At 48.1% G+C, this 20,840-nt stretch carries 23 protein-coding genes; 9 read left to right on the forward strand and 14 right to left on the reverse strand.

Translation table 11 applies throughout. The features are described 5' to 3' along the window. From eno to ACTHMC_RS11690, 8 genes are all read right to left on the reverse strand, one after another. A partial coding sequence (gene eno / locus ACTHMC_RS11655) for a phosphopyruvate hydratase (protein ID WP_440413296.1) occupies positions 1-838 on the reverse strand: 838 nt, incomplete at its 3' end. A 9-nt stretch (positions 839-847) separates the two neighbouring features. Beyond that, positions 848-1,768, reverse strand: a complete 921-nt coding sequence (gene gldA / locus ACTHMC_RS11660) for a gliding motility-associated ABC transporter ATP-binding subunit GldA (RefSeq protein ID WP_440413297.1) — start codon at positions 1,766-1,768, stop codon at positions 848-850. 25 nt (positions 1,769-1,793) lie between these two features. After that, on the reverse strand, positions 1,794-2,432 hold the full coding sequence (locus tag ACTHMC_RS11665) for a carbonic anhydrase (protein ID WP_440413298.1): 639 nt from the start codon (positions 2,430-2,432) through the stop codon (positions 1,794-1,796). 117 nt (positions 2,433-2,549) lie between these two features. Continuing rightward, on the reverse strand, positions 2,550-3,173 hold the full coding sequence (locus ACTHMC_RS11670) for a carbonic anhydrase (protein ID WP_440413299.1): 624 nt from the start codon (positions 3,171-3,173) through the stop codon (positions 2,550-2,552). Between the two features lie 5 nt (positions 3,174-3,178). Continuing rightward, the gene (locus tag ACTHMC_RS11675) at positions 3,179-4,765 is read right to left on the reverse strand and encodes a SulP family inorganic anion transporter (protein ID WP_440413300.1); all 1,587 of its coding nucleotides are present in this window, start codon (positions 4,763-4,765) and stop codon (positions 3,179-3,181) included. 214 nt (positions 4,766-4,979) lie between these two features. Next, positions 4,980-5,342 carry a hypothetical protein gene (locus ACTHMC_RS11680; RefSeq protein ID WP_440413301.1) on the reverse strand — a complete coding sequence of 121 codons (363 nt, stop codon included), beginning with the start codon at positions 5,340-5,342 and terminating at the stop codon, positions 4,980-4,982. A 169-nt stretch (positions 5,343-5,511) separates the two neighbouring features. Beyond that, positions 5,512-5,751, reverse strand: coding sequence for a DUF6814 family protein (locus ACTHMC_RS11685; RefSeq protein ID WP_440413302.1), 240 nt, complete (start codon positions 5,749-5,751; stop codon positions 5,512-5,514). Between the two features lie 9 nt (positions 5,752-5,760). After that, on the reverse strand, positions 5,761-7,299 hold the full coding sequence (locus ACTHMC_RS11690) for an MFS transporter (protein WP_440413303.1): 1,539 nt from the start codon (positions 7,297-7,299) through the stop codon (positions 5,761-5,763). 134 nt (positions 7,300-7,433) lie between these two features. Between ACTHMC_RS11690 and acs the strand changes: the two genes are divergently transcribed. Beyond that, positions 7,434-9,347, forward strand: coding sequence for an acetate--CoA ligase (acs, locus tag ACTHMC_RS11695; protein WP_440413304.1), 1,914 nt, complete (start codon positions 7,434-7,436; stop codon positions 9,345-9,347). Positions 9,348-9,769: 422 nt separating this feature from the next. Here the strand turns inward: acs and ACTHMC_RS11700 are convergent, their stop codons facing one another. The 5 genes from ACTHMC_RS11700 to ACTHMC_RS11720 form a co-directional block, all read right to left on the reverse strand. Further along, positions 9,770-10,324 (reverse strand): L,D-transpeptidase family protein, encoded by a 555-nt coding sequence (locus ACTHMC_RS11700; RefSeq protein ID WP_440413305.1) that lies wholly within the window; start codon positions 10,322-10,324, stop codon positions 9,770-9,772. A 141-nt stretch (positions 10,325-10,465) separates the two neighbouring features. Then, positions 10,466-11,302: an outer membrane beta-barrel protein gene (locus ACTHMC_RS11705; RefSeq protein ID WP_440413306.1), complete on the reverse strand. Its 837-nt coding sequence runs from the start codon at positions 11,300-11,302 to the stop codon at positions 10,466-10,468. A gap of 29 nt (positions 11,303-11,331) precedes the next feature. Beyond that, a complete protein-coding gene (locus ACTHMC_RS11710) occupies positions 11,332-12,531 on the reverse strand; it encodes an anti-sigma factor family protein (RefSeq protein WP_440413307.1) in 1,200 nt (399 codons plus the stop codon). Position 12,532: 1 nt separating this feature from the next. Then, positions 12,533-13,018: an RNA polymerase sigma factor gene (locus tag ACTHMC_RS11715; RefSeq protein WP_440413308.1), complete on the reverse strand. Its 486-nt coding sequence runs from the start codon at positions 13,016-13,018 to the stop codon at positions 12,533-12,535. Positions 13,019-13,215: 197 nt separating this feature from the next. Beyond that, positions 13,216-13,440 (reverse strand): hypothetical protein, encoded by a 225-nt coding sequence (locus ACTHMC_RS11720; RefSeq protein ID WP_440413309.1) that lies wholly within the window; start codon positions 13,438-13,440, stop codon positions 13,216-13,218. Between the two features lie 82 nt (positions 13,441-13,522). On the opposite strand from ACTHMC_RS11720, the gene kbl reads away from it, so the two are divergent. The 3 genes from kbl (at position 13,523) to ACTHMC_RS11735 (ending at position 16,443) form a co-directional block, all read left to right on the forward strand. Beyond that, on the forward strand, positions 13,523-14,710 hold the full coding sequence (kbl, locus tag ACTHMC_RS11725; protein WP_440413310.1) for a glycine C-acetyltransferase: 1,188 nt from the start codon (positions 13,523-13,525) through the stop codon (positions 14,708-14,710). 149 nt (positions 14,711-14,859) lie between these two features. Beyond that, positions 14,860-15,906 (forward strand): tetratricopeptide repeat protein, encoded by a 1,047-nt coding sequence (locus ACTHMC_RS11730; RefSeq protein ID WP_440413311.1) that lies wholly within the window; start codon positions 14,860-14,862, stop codon positions 15,904-15,906. Positions 15,907-15,912: 6 nt separating this feature from the next. Beyond that, positions 15,913-16,443, forward strand: a complete 531-nt coding sequence (locus ACTHMC_RS11735; RefSeq protein WP_440413312.1) for a DUF3267 domain-containing protein — start codon at positions 15,913-15,915, stop codon at positions 16,441-16,443. Here the strand turns inward: ACTHMC_RS11735 and ACTHMC_RS11740 are convergent, their stop codons facing one another. Continuing rightward, positions 16,444-16,824, reverse strand: coding sequence for a Rid family detoxifying hydrolase (locus tag ACTHMC_RS11740; protein WP_440413313.1), 381 nt, complete (start codon positions 16,822-16,824; stop codon positions 16,444-16,446). 83 nt (positions 16,825-16,907) lie between these two features. Here ACTHMC_RS11740 and ACTHMC_RS11745 point away from each other — a divergent pair, with 83 nt between their 5' ends. The 5 genes from ACTHMC_RS11745 to ACTHMC_RS11765 all read left to right on the forward strand — a co-directional run bounded on the left by ACTHMC_RS11745 (position 16,908) and on the right by ACTHMC_RS11765 (position 20,840). Then, positions 16,908-17,534 (forward strand): 3-hydroxyacyl-CoA dehydrogenase family protein, encoded by a 627-nt coding sequence (locus ACTHMC_RS11745; protein WP_440413314.1) that lies wholly within the window; start codon positions 16,908-16,910, stop codon positions 17,532-17,534. An 18-nt stretch (positions 17,535-17,552) separates the two neighbouring features. Continuing rightward, complete coding sequence (tsaB, locus tag ACTHMC_RS11750; protein WP_440413315.1) at positions 17,553-18,263, forward strand: tRNA (adenosine(37)-N6)-threonylcarbamoyltransferase complex dimerization subunit type 1 TsaB; 711 nt, start codon at positions 17,553-17,555, stop codon at positions 18,261-18,263. Positions 18,264-18,363: 100 nt separating this feature from the next. Further along, positions 18,364-18,711: an ArsR/SmtB family transcription factor gene (locus tag ACTHMC_RS11755; RefSeq protein ID WP_127128286.1), complete on the forward strand. Its 348-nt coding sequence runs from the start codon at positions 18,364-18,366 to the stop codon at positions 18,709-18,711. A 110-nt stretch (positions 18,712-18,821) separates the two neighbouring features. Further along, positions 18,822-20,228, forward strand: coding sequence for an MBL fold metallo-hydrolase (locus tag ACTHMC_RS11760; RefSeq protein ID WP_440413316.1), 1,407 nt, complete (start codon positions 18,822-18,824; stop codon positions 20,226-20,228). A gap of 159 nt (positions 20,229-20,387) precedes the next feature. Further along, positions 20,388-20,840, forward strand: a complete 453-nt coding sequence (locus ACTHMC_RS11765; protein WP_440413317.1) for a hypothetical protein — start codon at positions 20,388-20,390, stop codon at positions 20,838-20,840.

The raw sequence follows: 20,840 nt of genomic DNA on the forward strand, positions 1-20,840 counted from the left end.
TCACCCAGTTAGCCCAGTAGTTCACCATATCATCGCTGGTGATCACTTTGCCTGAGCTCTTATAGAATTTGTAACCGTTTGTTTTTTCGTCCCACATTTCCGTGCTGGCGGCATCCATCGCGATAGCGATCTCTGATCCGGGTTTATAACCTGCTGCAGTGATGGCTTCCAGAACAGTTTCAATGGCTTCTTCATTGCTCTGGATATCCGGAGCAAAACCACCTTCGTCACCTACGTTGGTGCTGTATCCTTTTTTCTTCAGAACGGATTTCAGGTGATGGAAGATCTCAACGCCCCAGCGCAGGCCCTGGCTGAATGTTTCAGCGCCTACAGGGATCACCATGAATTCCTGGAAGTCGATCTTGTTATCAGCATGTGCACCACCATTGAGGATATTCATCATTGGCATTGGCAGCACGGTTGCATTCACACCACCGAGGTATCGGAACAGCGGCAGACCACTTTCATCAGCAGCAGCTTTTGCTACGGCCATGGAAATAGCCAGTGTGGCGTTGGCGCCCAGCTTAGCCTTGTTCTCGGTTCCATCGATGTGGATGAGCTGGCTGTCGATATATGCCTGCTCGGAAACTTCAATGCCAACCAGTTGTTCGGCAATGATCTCATTTACATTCTTTACTGCCTGCAAAACGCCTTTACCCATGTAGATGCCTTTGTCACCATCACGCAGCTCAACAGCTTCGTGTTTTCCGGTTGATGCACCACTGGGAACCGCAGCCCTTCCTGTAAATCCATCTTCAGTGGTTACATCTACTTCTACAGTAGGATTTCCACGGCTATCTAATATTTGTCTTGCATGAATGTCAACAATGTAACTCATGATTCAATTTTATTGTTTTGTTGATGATGAGGTGAGACTACGGAAAACTTCCTCGAGACTTTGTTCACCGGATTGCAAAGAAACGATATTCAGCTTTTCCTGCAAAGCCAGTTGCATCAATTGTTTATTAGCATCCTGAACATCGCTGCAAACTAACTCCCATTCGTTAGGGCTGATTCGGTTCACGGATGTCACTGCGCTCAAACGCTCCAGCCATGCAGCTTCCAGCGGCTCTTTGAAAACCACTTTCAGTTTTGCGGTGTTGTTTGAACGGTTGCGCAGCACAGAAAGGTCATCATCCGCCACCAGCTGGCCGCGATTGATGATCACCACCCGGTCGCAGATGGCTTCCACTTCCTGCAGGATATGTGAAGAAAAGATGACTGTTTTCTGGTTACCCAGTTTTTTGATCAGTTCCCTGATCTCGAGGATCTGATTGGGATCGAGGCCGGTAGTGGGTTCATCCAGCACCAGTACTTCCGGATCATGTATAAGTGCTGCCGCAAGGCCAACACGTTGTTTGTATCCTTTGGAAAGCTGACCGATCTTTTTTTTGCTTTCGGGTGTGAGGCCTACTGTTTCGATCACTTTCTCAACCTGTTGTTTTTTATCTGCTACCTTGTGCAGCTCTGCAATGAAATCGAGGTACTCCCGTACATACATATCGAAGTACAGCGGATTGGCTTCCGGCAGGTAACCGATCTTAGCCTTGGCATCCAGTGGACGTTCTTTTACATCGATGCCGCAAACCGTTGCCTGACCTGCATCAGCGGACAGATAGCCGGTAATGATCTTCATGGTGGTAGACTTGCCGGCGCCATTGGGTCCCAGGAAGCCAACGATCTCTCCCTTGCCTACGGCGAAGGAAATATCATTTACTGCTTTCTGTTCTCCATAAATCTTGGTGAGCCCTTTCACTTCAATGCTCATATCAACAACGGGGTTTGGGAAATGATCAGAATTCGTATTTGTAAAGATCATCTATAACGCTGCCGGCCTTCATTTCGTACACGGCATTGATGAGGCCGTCTTTGAGGCCGTACACCCAGCCATGGAGGTCGGGTCGGTTGCCTTCTTGCCAGGCGCGTTGGATGATGGAAGTTTTGGCGAGGTTGGTAAGCTGTTCCTGAACATTGAGCTCCACCAGGCGATCGAATTTCCTGTCTTCGTCCTGCATTACGTCCAACTCTTCTCTGTGCAGGCGGTACACATCCTTGATATTTCTGAGCCACATGTTCAGTACCAGCTTGAAGTCAGTGTTTGTCATGGCTGCCTTTACGCCGCCGCAACCATAGTGTCCGCAAACGATCACATGCTTCACCTTGAGGTGATTCACTGCATAGTCCAGTACGGCCAGCAGGTTAACATCGGTATGCACCACCAGGTTGGCCACATTCCGGTGAACGAAGATCTCTCCAGGTTGTGTGTTGGTGATCTCATTGGCGGGAACCCGGCTGTCGCTGCATCCGATCCAGAGGAACTCGGGTGTCTGAAGATGTGCGAGCCTGTCGAAATAATGAGGGTCTGCATTCACTTTGTCCTTAGCCCATACTTTATTCTCAGCTAATAGTTTCTTATAAGATTCGCTCCACATGGTCGATGGCTTTGATTCACACAAATATAGCGGTATACGGGTAAATCCGGCCAACAGAATCTGCTGTACAGCTTACCCGCACACCGCTAATCTAACGGATGTATGGTCAAAAAAAGATTAAACGATCTGGTAGTTCAGCTTTTTCACCGGAGGCGCCAGCGTAAGCACCTGCTTGATAAGGCCGTCTTTCAGTCCGTAAACCCAACCATGGATAGTTGGCCTTTCCTCACGCGCCCAGGTTTTCTGGATGGTAAGGGTCTTGGCCAGGTTGAGGGCCTGTTTGCGCACGTTATGCTCCACCAGCAGGTTCACACGGTCAGTTTCATTTTCCAGTGCATCGATCTCTTCGCGGTTCTCATTGTAAAGTTCCTTGATGCCAACGATCCACTTGTCAATGATACCGAAAGACTGATCCATCATGGCTGCTTTTACGCCGCCGCAACCATAATGGCCGCAAACGATCACATGTTTCACTTTCAGGTGCACTACGGCATATTCCAGTACGCTGAGACAGTTCACATCGTCTTCAACCACCAGGTTGGCGATATTGCGGTGAACGAAGATCTCACCTGGCAGGGTGTTGGTGATCTCATTGGCCGGTACGCGGCTGTCGCTGCAACCGATCCAGAGGAACTCAGGTTTCTGAATGTTCTCAAGCCTTTTGAAGAAAGTAGGATCATCCTGAACTCTTTCTGCTGCCCAGGCCTTATTCTCGAGGAGTAATTTTTCAAATGAATGCATAATAATTAGTTTTTAGATGCCAGAATTTCCTGATGTCCGTTGACAGAGAAACCCTGGTCTTTGTAAACACTTTTTTTCAGTTCAACAGTAATGTCCTTGAGTGGTGCGGCTTTCATAAAGTCTTCAATGACTTCTACCACATCTTTATCAATGAAGTCTGCACGTTGTGCATCGATCATTACAAAAGAGCTTGCAGGCACCTGCTCCAGTTTGTTTTTAATGATAGGTTTGTTCAGATAGCTCACATCTTTCCGCAGGCGGAACAGGAACTTGTTGCTGTCGTGAACCACAAATACAGCGGATTTGAAGTTGCTGCGCATCACAAAGAACATGGAGATCACGCATCCTACGAAGATACCTACCAGGAGGTCCGTCAGCAGGATAGCCACTACGGTGATCACAAAAGGCAGGAACTGTTGCCATCCCTTCCTGAAGAAGTCAACGAAGATGGAAGGCTTGGTCAGTTTATAACCTGTGAAGATCAGGATAGCGGCCAGTGAAGTATACGGAATAAGATTGAGCACAGTAGGGATCAATGCTACGCAGAGCAGCAACATCATACCGTGCATGATGGCAGACATCTTTGTCTTCGCTCCCGAGTTGACGTTAGCAGAAGTACGAACAATAACCGACGTGATCGGCAGACCACCGATCATACCTGAAAGGAGGTTACCGGTACCTTGCGCCATCAGTTCCCTGTTCTTTGGAGTAACCCTTTTGTACGGATCCAGCTCATCAGCGGCTTCGATATTGAGCAGTGTTTCCAGGCTCGCAACAATCGCCAGCGTCAGTGCCGTGGTCCACACAGCAAAGTTTCCGAGTTGAGTGAAATCAGGGAAGGAGAAGAAGGTGAAGAATTCACCGGCAGATTGTGCAATGGGAATGCTCACCAGGTGAGAGGTTCCCAGGGCCAACGAAGGATAGCTCACTTTCAGCCACTCATTGATACCTACCCCCACCAATACAACGATCAGCGGAGAAGGCACCAGCTTGAAGAACTTTGCTTTTTTAGCCAGCACCTTGTCCCATAATATCTGCAGTAAGATAGAGCCTACACCAATGGCAAATGCTACAGGAAGGATATTTTTGAATGAGTAGTATAATTCGGTGAAAGTGTTCTTGCCGTCTTTCTGTTTGAACTCTTCGTCGCCGATGAAATCAGCTTCATATCCTACCAGGTGGGGGATCTGTTTAAGGATCAGGATGAGACCGATGGCGGCCAGCATCCCTTTGATCACACCTGAAGGGATATAATCACCCAGGATACCCAGTTTGAGAAAACCCAGCACGATCTGTAAAGCGCCGGCTATCACAACTGCCAGCAGGAACGCATCAAATACGCCCAGCTTACCAATGGCAACTGCAACAATGGCCGTAAGACCAGCCGCGGGGCCACTCACACTCAGTTGAGATCCGCTGAGCGCACCTATCACAATACCTCCCACAATACCTGCAATGATACCCGAGAATGACGGGGCATTGGAGCCTAACGCAATCCCGAGACAGAGCGGTAATGCTATGAGGAATACAACAACCGAAGCAGGGAAGTCGGAGCCAAAGGAGCCCAGCAACCCTTTTCCTTTTTTGACCATAAAAATATTTTACATCCGTTTTGAGAATCAGAGAAATCGAATACATGATACCGCCTGTTATCCGTCCGTTCTCCGGATAACAATCGTTACAGGTTCAGCGCATGCGCATGCATACACGGATTGCGCAGATACAGCGGTCTATGCCATGCTTTGCGCCAGAACATTTATTGCAATGGGAATAACAGCAGCTGTGCTACAGCTGCGCGAAGAAGTATTAAGCTTCCGGAGGGGGGGAAATTATTTCAAAGTGAACCAGTTTCAGTTGTTCCGCTTCCTGGATCTTGTGACGGAACAGTTCATTGGTCCGGAAAGGATCCTCTAACTGTTCGCCTTCATGAATATATTCTTCTGTAAGAGAAATTGAATTGCCGGGAGATTTTTCATCAGGGCCAGCAGGATTTGGGTTGCCCTGCGTGCTGCAGTCTTCATCCGCTTCCACACAGGTGAAGTGAACCTGAGCTTTTGCATCACCTGCATAAATAAAGAAGTTGATGCTGGTGAGCAGCACTAACAATAACATCAATCCAACGGAAAGAATCACTCTCACCGCAGGCACAGTTCTGATGTATTGTATCATACTTCTTTTCATACGTAGTAGCCGGGAAACAAAAATAGCACATCAATGGCTGTAAATCCAAACTCTGACCGATTATTTAACAGAAAAGTGACCGATCTGCTGCCGCATTAAATGACCATTAATTATCTGTTGTTTAACAGCTTGCAAACAGATTTGTTCGGCCATCCGTCTATATTTCATCAGATTTTTCCGGTAGCCGGCTGTATTCCCCTTTTATGGCATAATAACCAAAAATCATCAACCCGATGCTGATAGGGATGAAAACGATGATGAATACAGCCCATTGTATCCTGGTATCTATAACCGGCTTTGCTTCAATTTCATGCGCAGCGGTTTTCACCAGGTACCAGATGGCCAGCGGCCCCAGCATGAACCAGAAATATCCCAGTATTTTTTTCAGTGCGTTCATACACTTGATTTAATCGTTTACGTTTGGATCGATCTTATTGCTCACATACACGGCGCCTATCACAAAACAAAGGCCGCCGATAATGATCGGATACCAGAGCCCTGATAAATGATCGTTTACATAGATGGTGGTCAGCAAGGTGGCAATGAAAGGAGTAAGCCCTCCGAAAACACCGTTACCGATATGATAAGGCAGGCTCATGCTGGTATACCTGATCTTGGTAGGGAATAACTCCACCAGGAAGGCCGCAATAGGGCCATACACCATGGTAACATAGGCCACCAGTACAAACAGCCACCAAACGGCTGTCCAGTAATCTGTAGAACCCAGCCTCTTGTCTTTATACGTTACCGCCTGCACAGTGCTCTGGTCTGCTTTTACGGTCAGCGTAGTCACTTCCTTGAATACTGCACCATCGGTGTAATGCACTTCGCTGGTGGTAATGAAGGCAGTATCCTGCGGATGATCTTTCACCGCCAGCTTTTCTTTCAGTAATAATTTCCGCTGCTCCACTATTTCCGTTTTACCGGCAGGATCGCTGATGATCTGAAAGCGTTTGAATATAAAATGATAAGAAGAGATGGCCAGCAGCATACCAATGAGCATGATCCATTTTCTTCCGATCTTATCGCTCCATCCTCCGAAAACGATGAAGAGCGGGGTGGCCGCAACAATAGCCCAAATGAGGATCGTACGGCTTTGCTCGAAATCGATCTTACATACGTTCTCTATAAATGACTGCGCATAAAACTGTCCTGTATACCATACAACGCCCTGTCCCATAGTGGCACCGAACAATGCAAGCAGCACCATTTTGAGATTGGCCCTGTTACCGAAACTTTCCTTGAGCGGATTGGTGGAAGTCTTGCCCTCTGCTTTGAGTTTGCTGAACAGCGGCGACTCAGACATTTTGAGACGTATATAAATAGATACGCCAACCAGCACTATTGATACCCAAAATGGAATACGCCATCCCCAGCTGTTGAACTTCTGAATGGAGGTCTGCAGATCACTGTCGAGCGAATGCCTGGTCAGCAATATCACACCCAGTGAAAGGAACAGACCGAGTGTGGCTGTTGTCTGGATCCAGCTGGTGAAATATCCCCGCCGGTTTGCAGGCGAATGTTCCGCCACATAAGTAGCTGCACCTCCATACTCTCCTCCCAATGCAAGCCCCTGCACCAGGCGAAGCAGCAACACTAATAAGGGTGCTGCAAAGCCGATGCTTTCATAACTCGGCACCAGGCCGATGGCGAAAGTGGAGCCGCCCATAAGAACGAGCGTTAGTAAGAAAGTATATTTCCTGCCGATGAGATCACCCAGCCGTCCGAAGACGAGTGCACCGAATGGACGCACAATAAAGCCAGCGGCGAAAGTAGCCAGGGTAGAGAGCAAAGCAGCAGTGGGATTACCTTTGGGGAAGAACTGATCAGCAATTACAGTAGCTAAACTTCCGAAGATGTAGAAGTCGTACCACTCAATCAGAGTGCCTACGGAGGAGGCAGCAATCACTTTCCAGATTCCCCTGTTCGATACAGGAGTATTCATGCAAGAAAGATAGTTCAAAAACTGAAATGTTGAACACATGACACTGATCCTTAAAAGATTTTAGAAATTTTCAAAGGAACTTAAATCCATTTTGAATTAATTTTAGCGCACAATACTTCAAAAAACGAGAGCCTATGTCATTCCCCTACCAGCTCAAAACGAGAGCTGAATACAGTGCAGCGTATGAACGAAGCGTTCAGGACCCCGAGGGATTCTGGGCCGAAATCGCATCCAGTTTCACCTGGAGAAAAAAATGGGATACCGTATTGAACTGGGATTTCAAAAAGCCCACGATAGAATGGTTCAAAGGCGGTAAGCTCAACATCACTGAGAATTGCATCGACAGGCACCTGGAAAAACATGGTAACACACCCGCCATCATCTGGGAGCCGAATGATCCTGAAGAACATCATCGCGTACTCACCTACCGCGATCTGTATACCAAGGTTGTGCAGTTTGCCAATGTGCTGAAGAATAATGGTGTGAAGAAAGGCGACCGTGTTTGTATTTATATGGGCATGGTTCCTGAACTGGCAATTGCCGTACTGGCCACCGCACGTATTGGCGCCATCCACTCCGTGATCTTCGGTGGCTTCAGTGCTCAGAGCATTGCAGACCGCCTGCAGGATGCAAAAGCGGAATTTGTGATCACCTGCGATGGCGCTTACCGCGGCAACAAAGAGATCCCGCTGAAAAGTGTGATCGATGACGCCCTGGTTCAATGCCCATTTGTGAAAACCGTGATCGTGCTCACCCGCACCCGGACTCCTATCTCCATGATCAAAGGAAGGGACCTGTGGTGGGAAGATGAGATCCGCCGCGTGGAAACTCAGGGCAGCCCTGATTGCCCGGCTGAAGAAATGGACGCAGAAGACATGCTCTTCATTCTTTATACTTCAGGCTCAACAGGCAAACCGAAGGGGGTAGTACATACTATCGGTGGATACATGGTGTACACCAACTACTCATTTGTGAATGTGTTCCAGTATCAGCCCGGCGACGTTCATTTCTGTACAGCCGATATCGGCTGGATCACCGGCCACAGCTACATCGTATACGGCCCTCTCAGTGCAGGCGCAACTTCCCTGATGTTTGAAGGTGTGCCCACCTGGCCCGATGCCGGCAGATTCTGGGATATTGTTGACAAGTACAAAGTGAATATTCTGTATACGGCGCCTACAGCCATCAGAAGCCTGATGGGCTTTGGACTGGAGCCGCTGAAAAATAAAGACCTCAGTTCGCTTCGTGTACTCGGCACCGTTGGTGAGCCCATCAATGAAGAAGCATGGGTCTGGTATGATGAGAACATCGGTAAAAAGAAATGTCCCATCGTGGATACCTGGTGGCAGACAGAAACCGGTGGCGTTCTCATTTCCAATATGGCCGGTGTTACACCTGCCAAACCAACCTTTGCAACACTTCCCCTGCCAGGCGTGCAGCCGATCCTGGTGGATGAGAACGGCAAGGAAGTGGAAGGCAATGGCGTGAGCGGCAATCTCTGTATCAGATTCCCCTGGCCCGGCATGCTGCGTACTACATATGGAGATCATGAGCGCGCACGTCAGAATTATTTCGCAACCTACGAGAACCTTTACTTCACGGGTGACGGCTGTCTCCGCGATGAAGACGGCAATTACCGCATCACCGGCCGTGTGGATGATGTGCTCAACGTCAGCGGTCACCGTATCGGAACTGCTGAAGTGGAGAATGCCATCAATATGCATACAGGTGTGGTTGAGAGCGCTGTTGTTGGTTATCCGCATGATATCAAAGGACAGGGCATCTACGCCTATGTGATCTTCAATGGCCATCAGAATGATGATGAGCTCACCCGTAAGGATATCACTTCAACTGTGAGCCGCATTATCGGCCCCATTGCAAAACCGGATAAGATCCAGTTTGTAAGCGGACTGCCGAAAACAAGAAGTGGCAAGATCATGCGCCGTATTCTGCGCAAGATCGCGGAAGGGGAAACCGGCAACCTGGGAGACACATCAACATTGCTCGATCCCGGTGTTGTGGATGAAATAAAAAATGGAAAATTATAATTCAGATCATTGAACAGAGAATGGCTGCCTGAATAAGGTGGCCATTTTTTTTGAAGAAGACCTTGCTATAAAGAAAAACCCCACGGCTGGAGGTGTGGGGTTTTCATAGAGTCGGAAACATTGACCGTTTTCTTTAGCCAATGTGTATGGCTGTTTATGTTTCCCTGTTGGATGGTGGTTTTTCAGGATCTGGATCTGATCCTTCACATTTGGGTTACGGCGGACCCGTAACAAAATGAAAACATTTTGCTGATAAAGACAAGCGTTTCAGGGAAAACGTTGCTGTGAACGTATAAATCCTAATGCGGTTTTCAGTACAAGTACCAGCATTTGTTCAGAACACATTGAGAATGATAAAAACAAAAAAGCACCGCACCGGCTCTTTCACCGGGGCGATGCCCATATTATCAAGCAGAGTTATTTTATCGTTGAATGGTCACCTTTGTTCCTACCGGAAGAAATACTTCCAGCTCATCCAGGTCCTCATTCTTAAGAGACACACAACCATTGGTCCAGTTGGAGAAATCATCTACAGAAAGATTGTCGTTAGGCCAGGTACCGTGGATGGCAATACCACCACCGATCTTTGCGGCCTTGGGGATCTTCCCGTTTGCTTTCCGCTCATTGAACCTGCTCCAGCTGTCTGGGGTAGGATAATCCAGCATCAGCATTTTATGCCATTTCTGGTGCGGTCTTTTTGAGATGATCTTGAAATTGCCTTCAGGCGTTTTCCGGTCCCCTTCCATCATCTTATCACCGAGGTCTTTGTTTCCGAATACAACAGGATAGGTTGCGTACCATCCTTCATCGTCGTACACCCTCAGTTCATAATCGGATTTATCTACCACCAGGTAAACAACTCCATCGGGGCCTGCACTGAAATTAGCTCTGCGAGTGGCTTTCTTTGTGGTTTCTTCAAATGCTGTGTTTACCACTACCAACAACAACAGCAAGGTAACAACGGCTAAGCGCTTCATGATAACCAGTTTTTTGCGTAGAGACCGTACGATAGATATAGATTTTCGTGAATTTTCTTTGTTGATCATTACCGGGACAGACCCGGACCTACGCAATTTAACGCGGCTACATCGAAATTATTTTTAATGTGGAAAAATTTGTTACCAGCTGAAGCGTAGACCTACGGCATACGGGGTCTGGTCCGGGCCTTTGTCAAACATGCTTTGCGTGGCCATTGTACCATACACACCAAACCATCCGAAGGTTACTTCACCCATATAGGCCAGCTTCCAGGGGCGCAGGTTGAAGTCGTCACGCTTTTTGCGCTTACCATCTGCATCAGTGATGGTTTTCTGACGGCTGCTGTAAAGGTAACCCGCAGTGGCACCCACACTTACGCCCAGTTTGCGCTCACGCTTGGGGGCAAAATCGAAGTTCAGCATCAGGGGCACGGTCACATAATCGGCGGCCAGCTTGTTCTTGCTGTAGGAAGTGGAATTGTCCATCGCCACTTTGGTGGGGTTGGTACTGAACTTGATGGGATTCTCGTACCGGAAATTGTAGAGTTCCATACCAAGACCATATTTCAGGTTCACATAATGATTGATCAGGCTCAGCTTCTGCATCACAATCCAGATGTTCACATTGGTTGATTTGCCGTTGCGGAGCTTGAACCAGTCTTCAGTGGCGCCGGGCGCAAACCCTGTTGCAGGGTCCTGGATCTCAGGGCCGGCATAATTGGTTTTATCGCTGAAGTTGTTGAAGCCGATATCAAATACAAACCAGTTGGTAGAGAGTTTGCTTGGTTTTCTGTCGCGTTTGTAAGTTATAACGGTGCGGGAGGTTCTGTCGCCGTCCTCATCTTTTCCTTTCTTCTTAATGATGATCATTTTTCCGACGCGTACCGTATCAACTTTTTCTATGTTGCTGGTGTCGGTTTGTGCGAGGCTGGTAAATCCAATAAAGATCCCGGTCAGGAGTATTACTATCCTTTTCATACTTGGTCAGTTTGCGATGTAAATGGAAATTATTTCAGTGTGATCTCGAAGTTGGCGATGCGGATATTTCCTTTCCGGTTATCTCCGTCATCTGCACTGGTGGCCTTGTCAAAAACCCGGCTCACTCTTCTGAGGATCCCCCGCATCTTGTTCTTCTTATCTGCCGGCTGCATTTCGATAATCTCGTCATCCAGCAGATCGTAAGCAGGTACTGCAACAGCAGCCATATCATTGGAAGATGTCAACGCTGTTTTACCCGGGGAGCTTACGTTGATCTTATCAGTGTTGGGCTGTGCTATTCCTTTGGAAGCGGTTTCTGTATGTGTTACGTTTGAACCGGTAATGGTGTTACTGGTCCCTGAAGATTTTTTTCCGGAATTGTTTTCAGCATAGTCTTCATTACCCGGAACACCAGCGTCAGTACGGTTATCAGGCCTTGTTACCGGCGCATTCAACCTCGGAATGGCAAGCTGTGAAGCAGCTCCATTCATTTTCTTTGTTGTGGCAATATCCGGAGATGAGGCCTTCACTGCCGTTTTCTTTTGCTGATCTTTTTCGTTGGTTACATCTGCCAGTTCACTGGAAGAAGGAGAGGGCGTTGGAACAAGGGGAGTATTTTCAGGCTGTTTCACAGAATCGTTGGAAGCAATTCCGGTTTGATTTTGTTCATTCTTTGGACCACCAGTTCGATTAGCCATTCCCGTTATATCATCTTTCACCAGTAATTTATAACCAACGCCACCGATGAGTAACACCAGCACAGCAGCAGCGGCGATCCTGAACCAGGTCATCGTCACCACGCGGCGTTTCTTCTCGTAACGGTACAGCAATTTCTTATCAGGGAAAACAAGGCTGTGATCAGGTGTGAGCCTGATCTGCTGGAACAGTTCGAAGTTCTCCTGGAACTGTGGATGACGGTATACGAATTCTTCTACGGTTGCTTTCTGCTCGTTGGAAAGCTCGTCATCAGCGTAGAGAATAAAATAATGCTCGCAGTTTTCTGCAGTAATGAGCGGAGTGTCTTTACCGCTCTTCATCAGTGCGGCTTTATGCTGGAACACGATATCCTCGTCAGGCTGAAAGGTGCTTTGCTGCAACATTTCCAACTCCTGCTGAAGATCAGGATTGGCCGCGAGAAAATCATCCACGATAATGCGCTCAGCCAGGCTGAGCTCATTGTCTACGTAGAGTAGCAACCATTCTTCGTAATTCTGTCTGTTAATGTTCATATCACAAAACATTTTCAGGACTGACCAAATAATTCTTTAACTGTATCCGGGCGCGATGAAGGTACACTTTTACCTGGCTTTCATTCAGTCCCATGATATTCCCGATCTCATCATAGGAATACCCTTCATAATCTTTCAGCAATACCAGTGAGCGTTGCACTTCATTGAGCCTTGCCAGGGCCTGTTCCAGTACTTTACGGGTGATATTCACCTGTCCGTCCGTTACGCGGACTTCTTCCTTGAAATCTTCTTTCAGACTGATCCGCTTGTTCTTTCGGATATGGTCGATCATCTGGTTATAGGCCACGGTGAAGAGATAACTTTTGCAGCGGGTGGCATCTACTTCGCTGCGGTTGATCCACATCTTCTCAAATGCGGTTTGTACCACATCCTGCGCATCCTCCGCATGCCGGAGGTTTTTCAGGATGAACCGGTACACGTTATCCGCATACATGTTCACACAATCATTGTACTCTTTCTCGGTCATAAGCAGGACCAGGCTGTTGTTTTAATGTAGACTTGTTCAATATGATACGTCCGGCTCCTCCGGAAGTTACAGGGTTCCTGAAATAAATTTCAGAATGCGTCTTTACTACCCAATCGCCTCAGCAGGATGTATTTGAAAACAAAACCGTCTCCTCACAGGGAGACGGCTTTCATATAATTTCGTCTGGTAATGTAAGCTTAGTGTATAGCGATGTTCAGCGTGCGGTTCAAAGCCTCCCAGAGCAGGAACTCGCCCTGTTCTCTGGCCTGCTGCTCACACTCTTCTTTCACCAGTCCTGTAGCCTCTCCGCAATCGTTCGCTTTGATGCCGGACTTCGGAGCCCAGGCAGCCAGCATGATCAATGTGCCTGTCACCAGGAGCACGCCGATCAGCGTAACGCGAACAAGAGTTTTTCTAAACATAGTACGCCTCTTTGAAGTATAGGACGAAGGTACATCGAAAATGTTACACTATTTTTGCCCCCTATCTAAAAAAACTAGCTACATGAATAACAATTTAGTGAAAAGGCTGGCAGTAGAACTGGATGAGATCAGGACCGCCGGGCTCTTCAAAACAGAGAGGATCATCGAATCCCCCCAGGGAGCCGAGATCACTGTAAACGGCAAGACCGTGCTTAACTTTTGCGCCAACAACTACCTAGGCCTTTCTTCCCACCCCAAAGTGATAGAAGCCGCAAAAAAATACGTTGACCACCGTGGTTACGGCATGAGCAGCGTACGTTTCATCTGTGGTACCCAGGATATTCATAAAGAACTGGAAGCCAAGATCTCCAAATTCCTCGGCACCGAAGACACCATTCTTTATGCTGCCGCATTCGACGCCAATGGTGGTGTTTTTGAACCACTCTTTGGAGATCAGGACGCTATCATCTCCGATGAGCTGAACCACGCAAGTATCATCGACGGCGTTCGTCTCTGCAAAGCACAACGTCTCCGCTATAAGCACAACGATATGGCTGACCTCGAAGCCAAACTGAAAGAGGCCGCCTCCCTCCGCAACAGGATCATCGTTACCGATGGATCCTTCAGCATGGACGGAACTATCGCCCAGCTGGACAAAATTGTTGAACTGGCTGAAAAATATGATGCAGCCATCATGGTAGACGAGTGTCACTCCAGCGGCTTCCTCGGTAAAACCGGCAGAGGTACGCATGAGTACCGCGGCGTAATGGGCAAGATCGATATTATCACCGGTACCCTGGGCAAGGCCCTGGGTGGCGCTTCCGGCGGATTCACCAGCGGCAGCAAAGAAGTGATCGAGATCCTGCGGCAGCGTTCAAGACCTTACCTCTTCTCCAATACGCTTGCGCCCAGCATTGTGGGTGCTTCCATCGCCGTGCTGGACCTGCTCTCCGAAACCACCGACCTCCGCGATAAGCTGGAAAACAATACCAGATTCTTCCGCGCACAGATGACTGCGGCAGGTTTTGATATCAAGCCCGGTGATCACCCTATTGTTCCCATCATGTTGTATGATGCAGTAGTGGCACAGCAATTTGCCGCCAAACTGCTGGAAGAAGGCATCTATGTGATCGGCTTCTTCTTCCCTGTAGTAGCCAAAGGGCAGGCGCGTATCCGCGTTCAGATCAGCGCCGGTCATGAGCAAAAGCACCTGGAAAAAGCGATCGCCGCATTCACCAAGATCGGTAAGGAACTGGGCGTTATTAAATAAAGTTCGCCTCGTATATATAACTGACGGCAGCTCAATGGGCTGCCGTTTTTTATTACACTGTGCCCAGTCACTCGCGGGGACGCGAGCAACTGGGCACACTCTGATAAAATAAACCACTCTTTCCCGCGTTTTACTCAGAGCCTTCCTGTATGAAAAATTCACTTTACCAGGTTACGGATGATGGGCCCGAGAATAGTGGCTGCTCCCAGTGCGGTGCACCGGATATCCTGCACGGATACCCTACCCCGCTCTGCAATGATTGCCGCCAGGGTTTTATCAGATATCCGGTTCCGACAGGCATCAAGGTTTTTGCCGCCGCCATCCTGCTGGTGCTGATATATTGTTGCTTCAGCTTTCCCCGTGACCTTAACCTCGGTCTTCACATTGAAAGAGGAAACAGGGCTGAAGCGGAAAAGAAATTCCTCACTGCCCAGCGTGAATTCACGCGAGCCGCCAACTCGCTCCCCAACGATATAGAGATCCAGTGTCATCTTGCGCTGGCCGCATTCAACAATATGGATCTCTCCGCTTTTTCAGTGATCGCAGAAAAGCTGGTGGGCAAAACCATCGGCAATGATGCCCTGTACAAAAAAGTGGATGATGCCATGGCCCGATTCAACAGTTATGTTCCCAAGGATTCTATGATAGAGCTGATGAAAGTACATCGAAACAATATACCTGATCCTTACTTCAAAAGATATCTGCGCAATCATCCCAATGATATCTATGCGCACTTCTCATATGCGAGCATACTATTTGACCAGGACCGTTTCAAACCATGCGACAGTATCCTGAAAAACGTTCTGAAGATCGATGCCGGATATTTTCCGGCACTGAGACTTATGGCCAGTCTGAAAAGAGAGATGCATGAATTCGACAGTGCAGACAAATACTGTGACGATCTGCTCAATATCAATACAGAAGCAGGATATGCCATCGCTTCCAAAGCCAGGACCAGACTGAAACAGAAGAAAGACACCGAAGCACTGCAACTGGCTTTGCAAAGTGTGAAAACGGATGAGCTGGATCCTTACAACAAAGCAACGTTGATACTGGCATATCATTTCAATGGCGAAAATGAAAAGCGTGATGCACTGATTGAAGATTGCCGCACCCATGACAATATCGCTACCAAAGAATTTGTGGAATACGCCACTGACGTGATAACCGGTAAGGTAAGATTCAGACCTAAATAAATAGATATGCTGATCCCCGGAATTGCTATTTCCATTGCTACCTGTCCTGGTGTTGTAGTTCACGAACTGGCGCACCAGTTATTCTGCCGGCTTTTCAAAGTTCCGGTATTCCAGGTAGTGTATTTCCAGGTGGGCAATCCTGCAGGTTTTGTATTACATGAAACGCCGCAGTACAAATGGCAATCCATTCTCATTGCCGTGGGGCCTTTCTTTGTAAATACCTTACTGGGCGCACTGATAGCATTACCGGCGGCCCTGCCGGTATTCACGCTGAACAATGCAGATTTCCTGCATTATGTGCTGATCTATCTCGGAGTGAGTATTGCCATGCATGCCTTCCCCAGCACGGGCGACGCGGCTGTCATCTGGAATGAGATCCGGAAAGATGACACAAAGTTTCTTACCAAAGTGGTGGGATATCCTGTTGTAGGGCTGATCTACCTGGGTTCTCTGGGAAGTATGATCTGGCTGGACCTGGTCTATGGCATTGTGGTGGCAATAGGCATTCCCAACCTGATCATACACTGGCTGGCCTGATTACTTCACAGCAATCATGCTGATCTCCACGTTCACGCCTTTTGGTAAACCTTTTACAGCTACTGTTTCGCGCGCAGGGAAATCTCCTGTAAAGGATTTTCCATATACTTCGTTCACTACAGGGAAGAGGGCCATATCGCTAAGGAAGATGGTGGTCTTTACAACATGCCCGAAATCCAGTTTGGCAGCGGAAAGTACTGCTTTGAGGTTCTTCATGATCTGTTCGGTTTCCCTGGCAGCATCCTGTGCTTCAATATTGCCTGTGGCAGGATTGATAGCGATCTGACCTGAAATGTATAAGAATCCGTTGGCCAGAACAGCCTGGCTGTAAGGCCCGATGGGAGCGGGCGCATCCGGTGTATTGATGATTATTTTTTCCATGGCGTAAAAATATTAAAATCGGACCACTTGTACTCACCTGATAATTCCCGGTAATACGTTTTCTTTGCGGAAAGTTTTCAAACATGACGATCGCAATACTGGCCGACGATACATTGAAGAATGAATGGTTACAACATCAATTCCCTGAAAGTATTTCTTTTATCTGGGCAGACTCCATGAGCTCGCTTACCATGCTGGATGCCGATGCTTATGTGGACCTTCTCTTCCGCAATGACCCGGAGCGCAACCAGCATCTCGCCAGGATGCTGCCGAAACCAGTGATCGTGAATGCAGTGGAGTTTACAACAGAAGAGATCCGTCATCCCTTTGTTCGCATCAATGGCTGGCCAACCTTGCTGCAGCGCAGCATTGCAGAGATCGTATTACCTGCATCCATAACCGAAAACAGCATCAAAGAAATATTCACTGCCCTGAACTGGCAATATCAGCTGGCGCCTGATGTGCCGGGAATGATCACAGCCCGTGTGCTGGCCATGATCATCAACGAAGCATACTTCACGCTGGGTGCGGAAGTTAGCTCAAGGGAAGAAATAGATACTGCCATGAAGCTTGGCACCAACTACCCGATGGGACCCTTCGAGTGGAGTGAAAAGATCGGGCTGCAGCGCGTGTATGCCCTGTTGCAGCAATTGCATCTGACCGATGAACGCTACGCTCCGGCTCCAGCACTGAAAGCGGCTATTCAATAATTACAACCCAACCGAACAATGGCATTATTGCTCAACATAGATACTGCTACCGAAAATGCGAGCATTGCGCTTTCAGAGAATGGAAAGGCAGTACTGACAATGGTGAACAACCAGCAGCGTGATCATGCATCGTGGATCCAGCCTGCTATTCAGGACCTGCTGAAAAAAACCGGCAGAACGATGCAGGAGTTACAGGCTGTTGCAGTTACGGCTGGACCCGGCTCCTACACGGGGCTGCGTGTGGGCATGGCCACTGCCAAAGGATTGTGCTTTGCGCTGGGTATTCCAATGATTACGGAAAACACCCTCAGAGTGATGGCTTATGCTGCTACTGTTCAAACTTTCCCAAATGGGGATGAATACCGGATTAAAGCCGGATTAAAAAACGGAACGCTTCTCTGTCCCATGATCGATGCACGAAGGATGGAAGTATTTACTGCACTGTACGATCTGGGATTAAACATCGTTCAAAACCCCGCTGCAATTATCCTTGACGCTGATTCTTTTAACAAAGAATTAGAAAATAATAGTATACTTTTTCTCGGTAATGGGAGCGCTAAGTGGAAACCTGTATGCAATCATCCCAATGCGTTTTTTGCGGATGTGAATCAGACAGCAGAACATTTGGCGCCGCTCGCAGAAGTTTTATTTTTACAGGAGAAATTTGCCGATCTGGCCTACGAAGAACCCGTTTATCTCAAGGAATTTTATTCTCATATAAAAAAGTAACCAACTGAAACTTTTATCCCGGTTCATTCCGGAATGGTGCTTTTTTCTTGTAAATTTGACACTCTTATCCTATATAATACTAAAAAGCTCTGATGTGCACATGAACGTAACAAGTAATTACTCCATGGTGCTAGCCGCGGAAGGGGTTCCCGGTGATTCCGTAAAAGTAGACTTCCTGAACTTAAAAAAGGCTGCTATGATCTTACGGGCACTGAACCACAAGCTCCGGCAGCAAATCCTCAAGCTCATTGACGAGCACCGACGCCTGACCGTAACGGAAATTTATGTTCGACTGCGACTGGAACAATCTGTCGCATCCCAACACCTGGCCATTCTTAGAAGAGCGGGTATCGTGAAGACTGAAAGAGATGGCAAATTTATTTACTACTCCGTCAACGGATCCCGCGTTGCTCATATCATGCAATGTGTAGAGGATCTTAATACCTGACCCAACCGTACAAGGTATTTTTTAACAAACCCTGCATCAAGCAGAAGGGGATAAGCCCTCCTTCTGCTTTTGCTTTTTTAGCCTACCTTTGTCCCCAAATAAGTTAACGAATGTTTATTAAGCAGTTGTATACAGGATGCCTGAGTGAGGCCGCTTACTATGTTGAAAGCGAAGGGCAGGCCGCCATCATCGATCCCCTCCGTGATATCGACTCCTACCTCCAGCTGGCAGCAGAACGTAATGCCACCATCAAATATATTTTTGAAACACATTTCCATGCCGACTTTGTGAGCGGGCACCTCGATCTTCAGAAGGCAACCGGCGCTCCGATCGTGTATGGCCCGAACACGGAAACCAGTTTCCCCATCCATCTGGCAAAAGACGGAGAGGATTTCAAACTGGGCAATATCTCCATCCAGGTATTGCACACGCCCGGCCATACCCTGGAATCAACCTGCTACCTGCTGAAAGATGAAGCAGGTCAGGCTACTGCCGTTTTCACCGGTGACACCCTGTTTGTAGGTGATGTAGGCCGCCCTGATCTCAGCAGTGGTAATATGAGCAAGGAAGATCTCGCTTCCCTCCTCTATGACTCCCTGCAGAATAAGATCGCCACGCTGAACGACGATGTGATCGTATACCCCGCGCACGGCGCAGGCAGCAGCTGCGGCAAGAACCTGGGCCCCGAAACGCACAGCACTATCGGCGAGCAGAAACAAACAAACTACGCATTACAGCCCCAGACGCGCGAGGCTTTCATCAAAGCCGTGACCGATGGCCTGGCAATGCCTCCGCAGTATTTCCCCATCAATGCCCGGATCAATAAAGAAGGGTACGACAGCCTGGACAATATCCTTTCAAAAGGATTGAAGCCCCTGAGCATTGCTGAGTTCAAAGAATTCCAGGGCAATCCTGATGTGTTTGTACTGGACACCCGTAAAGCATCCGTCTTTACCCAGGGCTTCGTTCCCCATTCCATCAGCATCGGCCTGGAAGGCCGCTTTGCAGAATGGGCAGGCAGCCTGCTCCCTTTCGATAAAACCATAGTTCTGGTAACGGAAGCCGGTAAAGAAAGGGAAACTGTGGTTCGTCTCGCACGCGTTGGCTTCTCTGAGATCCAGGGTTACCTGGAAGGAGGGTTCGAAGGCTGGCAGCAGGCAGGTGAAGAAGTGGATATGATCATTGATGTGGAAGCCGATGAACTGAAAATGGATCTTCCTTTCGATGAGAACCTGGTAGTAGTTGATGTGAGAAGAGAAACAGAATTTGCAGATGGCCATGTGGCAAATGCAATGAACATCCCGCTCGCTGAAATGACCGACCCTGGTAACCTGGCCATGCTGGAAGAACACCAGAACCTTTATGTTCATTGTGCAGGTGGCTACCGCAGCGTGATTGCCGCTTCCATGATGAAGCGTCAGGGAATTCACAACCTCCGCAATGTCCTTGGCGGATGGAGCACTATCAGCAAACAGGAAGGGATCGAAATAGTGAAAGAGAAAAGTGTTTTGAATTAATCCGGATCATTTCGTTTTGTAATATTTCAGCCGGCTGCAACAGCCGGCTTTTTTTATACCGTGTTTTTCACGGTAATACTATGAGGTATAAACCCTTGCAACCCGTGAAAAGACTTACTAGCTTGGCCGTATTATTTCATTTTTTAAACATTTCATGTTATGGCCACTACAATTGACCCTAATTCAGACAAAGACCCTGTTAAACTGCAGCCAGGCCTCCTGGTGTTCCTTAACAACGTAGACGGGCAGGAAAACCTCGGCAAATTCAGACCGGAAGACATTGTGCCCAACTCCTTCTCCGTAAAAGCGAAGAAAGTGGCAGTAGGAAAGAATCGTGTGAAGTTCACCATCTCTTTTGAAGTGGACAATGTGGAAGTACACACCACTCCTTACGAAATCTCCAAACAGGAAATGGAGCAGCGCGGAGCAATCGACATCCTTCCTAAAGCGGAAGATGGCAAATCCCTCGACGATCCCGATGCAGAGTACCTCGTTACTGATCCCACTGCACCGGAAGTATTCCTGTCCAACCCGGATGATACTACTTCACCACTCGCCTGGACACTGGAGTTCGACTCAGGTAAAGGTAAAGTCCGTGGCGTAGGTGTTTAA

Source organism: Pseudobacter sp., from assembly GCF_051955275.1.
Classification (GTDB): Bacteria; Bacteroidota; Bacteroidia; order Chitinophagales; family Chitinophagaceae; genus Pseudobacter.